This is a genomic window from Burkholderia sp. SIMBA_051, assembly GCF_046534915.1.
GTDB lineage: Bacteria > Pseudomonadota > Gammaproteobacteria > Burkholderiales > Burkholderiaceae > Burkholderia > Burkholderia ambifaria.
In genome coordinates, this window is sequence record NZ_JAWRXS010000026.1 from 1 (window position 1) to 4,820 (window position 4,820).

Below are 4,820 nucleotides of genomic sequence, written 5' to 3' on the forward strand. Positions count from 1 at the left end.
GATGGCGAGTGGGAAAAGAAGGTCGTCGACCGGATCCTGCACAACCTGTCGATCCTGTTCGAGCGCACGTTCGCGACGGCGCAGGAGTTGAATCGCTATCGTCGCGAGGTCACGGCGCGCGTGCACGACACGGCAGACAGCGTGTAGCCGGTCGCGCGGGCTGCCGCGTGGTGGGCGGAACGAGGCCATGAAGCGCCGGGCGGCGACGCCGTCCGGCGAGCCTGGCCATTGGCGCACGTAATCGCCCGGAGCATTTTTTAAAATGGTGTGACAAACCGCCGCACATTTTCTTGTTTAGCCGGTTTTAATAAACGCTCGATTGCTGATTTTCAGATGGAGTGGAACCGGATCCAGTGTTTATGAAATTCCCATAATCCGGGAAATTGATTATAAAGACAGGTAATTGAAATTGTATTGTAGGCGCATATTTTTCTGTCCGGCGAAGCCTCGGAACCGACGAATGAACACCGAATTTCATACTGGATCCCTTGTGTGGCGGGCGTTTATGGCGTAATTTCCCGGGCCGATCAATTGATGGTTTGATTTACAGAATTAATATTTCATAATGCTAATGTAAGAATAAGATGTTGAATCGACGTTGATATAAATATGAGTGTCACGGTTGAAAGCAAGAATGATAATCGTCTATGCTTCGATATAAAATCGTTTCCGGTTTCAAATGGAAATAAAGCGATCTCAGGGAGACGAAAGGCGACTTGTCTGTTGGTAATGTCATTTTGAGGCGGCGGTATGGCGAATGTGAGATTGGCAAAACGGTTGCGAGGGATGCCTTCGCTTGATTTCCTGAGGGGCTTCGAATGCGCGGCACGTCATTTGAGCTTCACGCGAGCAGGGCAGGAGTTGAACGTCACGCAATCCGCCGTGAGTCGCCAGGTCAAGGCGCTCGAGGAGCAGCTGCGGATCGAGCTGTTTCACCGGCACATCCGTTCGCTGACATTGACCGACAAGGGGCGCGAGCTGTACGACGCGATCTCGATCGCGTTGTCCGATCTGGAATCGGTCGTGGGCAAGCTGTCGTCGAGTGTCGGCCAGCGCTCGATCTCGCTGTCGACCACCGTGTCGTTCGCGGCGCTCTGGCTGATTCCGCGTCTCGGTTCGTTCCGCGCAAGCTATCCGGACATCGATGTGCGCGTGTCCGCGACGAGCGAAATCGAGGATCTCAAACGCAAACGTTTGCACCTGGCGGTGCGCTATGCGGGCCCGTGCACGCCGCTCGACGACACGCAGGTGCTGTTTCGCGAACGCGTCGTCGCGGTGTGCAGCCCATCACTCGCGACGGCCGTCGGCGGCCGTCCGTCGATGACGCCGGATGATCTCGACAAGCACGTGCTGCTGCATCTGGACGACCCGCGCGGCGAATGGCCGTGGTATGCGTGGAGCAATCTGCTGAAGGCGCTCGGCGTGCCGCGGCTGCGGCCGGTCGGTGCGCTGCACTTCAGCCAGTATGACCAGCTCGTGCAGGCCGCCGTCGACGGGCACGGCATCGCGATCGGCAGGCGCCCGCTGATCGACGGTCTGCTGAAGCAGGGCCGGCTCGTCGAGCTGTTTCCCCACTGCACCGTTGCATCGGGCAGCTACGCGGTCGTGCAGAACCCCGACGCGTGCAACGAATTCGATATCGCGGTGCTCACCAACTGGCTGCTCGACGAAGCCAGCGTTCCGCCCCAGGCGCCCCCGGACAACGCGGGCAGCAACGTGCTGCCGCTGTATCGCGTCGGCTAGCGCCCGCGCGCCGCGTGGATGGCCGCTCCGCGCTCGCGTCGCGCGGCGCGCTGTTGCCGCCGCACGCGTCACGCGTCATCCGCAAACGCCGCTACCTGTGCGATGATTCGCGGCTTCGCGTGCGTCGCAATACGCCGCTGAGCAAGGCGCCCAATTGCGGGCCGCCGTCGATCGTCCATACGTACATGAACCCGGAGGCGCGATGCCCACACTGACCATCCAGCACAGCACACTGCATTACCAGGATCACGGCACCGGCTTTCCGGTGCTGCTCGGGCACAGCTATCTGTGGGACGCGGCGATGTGGGCGCCGCAGATCGATGCGTTGTCCAGCCGCTATCGCGTGATCGTGCCGGACCTGTGGGGGCATGGCGCGTCGGGCCCGTTGCCCGAAGGCACACAGACGCTCGACGATCTTGCCGAACACGCGAGCGCGTTGCTCGATGCGCTCGAGATCGACGCGTGCGCGGTCGTCGGCCTCAGCGTCGGCGGGATGTGGGGTGCGCGGCTCGCGTTGCGCGAACCGCGGCGCGTGCGCTCGCTCGTGCTGATGGATGCGTCGCTCGAGGCCGAGCCCGACGCGACGCGGCTGCGCTACTTCGCGATGCTCGATGCGATCGAGGCCGCAGGCAGCGTCGTGCCGCCGCTGCTCGACGCGATCGTGCCGCTGTTCTTCCGGCCGGACGTGAACCTGGCCGACCCGGTGCCGAGCGCGTTTCGCGCGGCGCTCGCGAAGCTGCCGGCCGACCGGCTGCGGGAATCGATCGCCCCGCTCGGCCGGCTGATCTTCGGGCGACCGGATACGCTGGCCGCGCTCGCCGACCTGGACGCCGAACGCACGCTGCTGATGTGCGGCGCGGGCGACATGGCGCGCCCGCCGTCCGAGACGGTGAAGATGGCGAGCGTGATCGGCTGCCGCCACGCGCTGGTGCCGGACGCCGGCCATATCTCGAATCTGGAGAATCCCGCGTTCGTCACGCGGATGCTGCTCGACTGGTTCGACGAACAGCAGCTCGCGGCGGCCTGACCATCATGCGCGCGACGCCCGCGGCGGGTGCCGCGCGGCGTCGTGTGTGCGGGCCTGCTTGATGCGGCCTGGCGTGATGCGTGTTGCGCGTGTTGCGCGTGTTACGCGCGTTCGCCGACCGGTGTGAACTTGCGGTCGCGCACGCGGCCTTCGTCGGCACCGCGGCGAATCAGGTCCTGCGCTTCCGCGCGGCTCGCGACGCACGGCGCGGAGCCGGGCAGCGGCCGCCGCGCGGTTTCGCGCAGCGCGAGCACCGACACGATGCCGATGAACGACGCACCCATCAGGTAGTAGGCCGGCATCATCAGGTCGCCGGTGCGATCGACGAGCCACGCGGTGACGAGCGGCGTCGTGCCGCCGAACAGTGACACCGACACGTTGAAGCCGATCGCGAGCGCGCCGTAGCGGATTCGCGTCGGGAACAGCGCGGGCAGCGCGGACGGCATCACGCCGGTGAAGGTCGACAGCAGCGTGCCGTAGATCAGCATCCCGCCGAACACGGGCAGCATCCCGCCCGTACGGATCAGCAGCAGCGCCGGCACCGACAGCACGAGCAGGCCGACGCAGCCGGCCATCATCACCGGCTTGCGGCCGACGCGGTCGGACAGATGGCCCGCGTAGAGCGTCATCGGCATCATCAGCACCATCACGATCAGCACCATGAAGAGGCCGTGCGTCTCGTTGAAGTGCAGCGTCGCCGACAGGTAGTTAGGCAGATACGACAGCGCCATGTAGTCGGTCACGTTGAAGATCAGCACGAGGCCGACGCACTGCAGCAGCGGCTTCCACTGTTCGACGAGCAGCGTGCCGAACGACTGCTTCGGGCGCGCTCGTTCGTCCGCTTCACGCGATTCGGCTTCCTTCTTGAACGCGGGCGTTTCCTCGAGCTTGAGCCGCACGTACAGGCCGACGAGGCCGAGCGGCCCGGCGATGAAGAACGGCACGCGCCAGCCCCACGACAACAGTGCTTCCTGCGACAGCGTGGCCGTCAGCACCGCGACGGTGGCCGCGCCGAGCGTGTAGCCGATCAGCGTGCCGAACTCGAGGAAGCTGCCCATGAAGCCGCGGCGCCGGTCGGTCGCGAACTCCGCGATGAAGGTGGCGGCGCCGCCGTATTCGCCGCCGGTCGAGAAGCCTTGCACGAGGCGGGCGACGAGCAGCAGTACGGGCGCCATGATGCCGATCGACGCGTAACTTGGGATCAGGCCGATCGCGAAGGTGCCGATGGCCATCATGATCATCGTGGCGGCGAGCACGCGCTGGCGGCCGATGCGGTCGCCAAGCGGGCCGAACACCATGCCGCCGAGCGGGCGCACGAGGAACGCGGCCGCGAACGTGCCGAAGGTCGCGAGCAACTGCGCGGACGGGCTGCTCGACGGGAAGAACACCTTGCCGAGCGTGACGGCGATATAGCTGTAGACGCCGAAGTCGAACCATTCCATCGCGTTGCCGAACGCCATGGCCCCGACCGCGCGTTTCAGGACGGCCGGGTCGACGATCGTGATGTCGTCCAGCTTCAGGGCCTTGCGCGAAGACCGGGCTTTCGCGGGGTGCGCTTGCGATGAACTCAAAGAACGCTCCTGGAAGGCGCCTTCGCGGCTGGCCGAACCGGCGCGCGCGGCGGGGCGAGCGCGGGACCGCGGGGACGAAGGCGATTGTCTCTGGATCGCCGTGATGTCGAGGGCGCGGCGCGCGCCACGGGACACCCGGCAAGGGTGTGTTGGTGTAAAGCAGTGTAGAGAAACGGGGAAAGCGGACTATCGGTCATGCGCCCGGAAACCGGTCGTAAACGACACGGATGGCGCAGGCGGGCAACTCGTCGGGCGGCGCCCGGCAAGGGTTCGGCGGTCCGGGCAGCGTCGATGGTGGTCTATACCGGAGCCGCGACACGAGGGACGCGGTACGTCGCGGTGCACGGATTCGCATGCGCGATGAAGCCGCTCCGAATCCGGACGCGCGGTCGCGCCATCGCCCGACGAACGCGACGAACGCGACGAACGCGACGAACGCGACGAACGCGACGAACGCGACGAACGCGACGAACGCGACG

The 4,820-nt window shown here is 65.3% G+C and carries 3 protein-coding genes and 2 pseudogenes; 3 read left to right on the forward strand and 2 right to left on the reverse strand.

Annotated elements, in window-relative coordinates; all coding sequences use genetic code 11:
* The 3 genes and pseudogenes from SB771_RS33265 to SB771_RS33275 form a co-directional block, all read left to right on the forward strand.
* Positions 1 to 147: pseudogene (locus SB771_RS33265) on the forward strand (ferritin-like domain-containing protein); the annotation flags it as partial.
* Positions 148 to 750: 603 nt separating this feature from the next.
* The gene (locus SB771_RS33270) at positions 751 to 1,743 is read left to right on the forward strand and encodes a LysR substrate-binding domain-containing protein (protein WP_175661714.1); all 993 of its coding nucleotides are present in this window, start codon (positions 751 to 753) and stop codon (positions 1,741 to 1,743) included.
* Between the two features lie 202 nt (positions 1,744 to 1,945).
* Positions 1,946 to 2,770, forward strand: coding sequence for an alpha/beta fold hydrolase (locus SB771_RS33275; protein WP_175661713.1), 825 nt, complete (start codon positions 1,946 to 1,948; stop codon positions 2,768 to 2,770).
* 101 nt (positions 2,771 to 2,871) lie between these two features.
* Here the strand turns inward: SB771_RS33275 and proP are convergent, their stop codons facing one another.
* Both proP and SB771_RS33285 read right to left on the reverse strand, forming a co-directional pair.
* Positions 2,872 to 4,341: a glycine betaine/L-proline transporter ProP gene (proP, locus tag SB771_RS33280; protein WP_175661712.1), complete on the reverse strand. Its 1,470-nt coding sequence runs from the start codon at positions 4,339 to 4,341 to the stop codon at positions 2,872 to 2,874.
* A 193-nt stretch (positions 4,342 to 4,534) separates the two neighbouring features.
* Positions 4,535 to 4,820: pseudogene (locus tag SB771_RS33285) on the reverse strand (hypothetical protein); the annotation flags it as partial.

Excerpts from the sequence above, each read along its gene's own strand:
- SB771_RS33270 (WP_175661714.1), top strand. The coding sequence starts at position 751 with ATGGCGAATGTGAGATTGGCAAAACGGTTGCGAGGGATGCCTTCGCTT.
- SB771_RS33275 (WP_175661713.1), top strand. The coding sequence starts at position 1,946 with ATGCCCACACTGACCATCCAGCACAGCACACTGCATTACCAGGATCAC.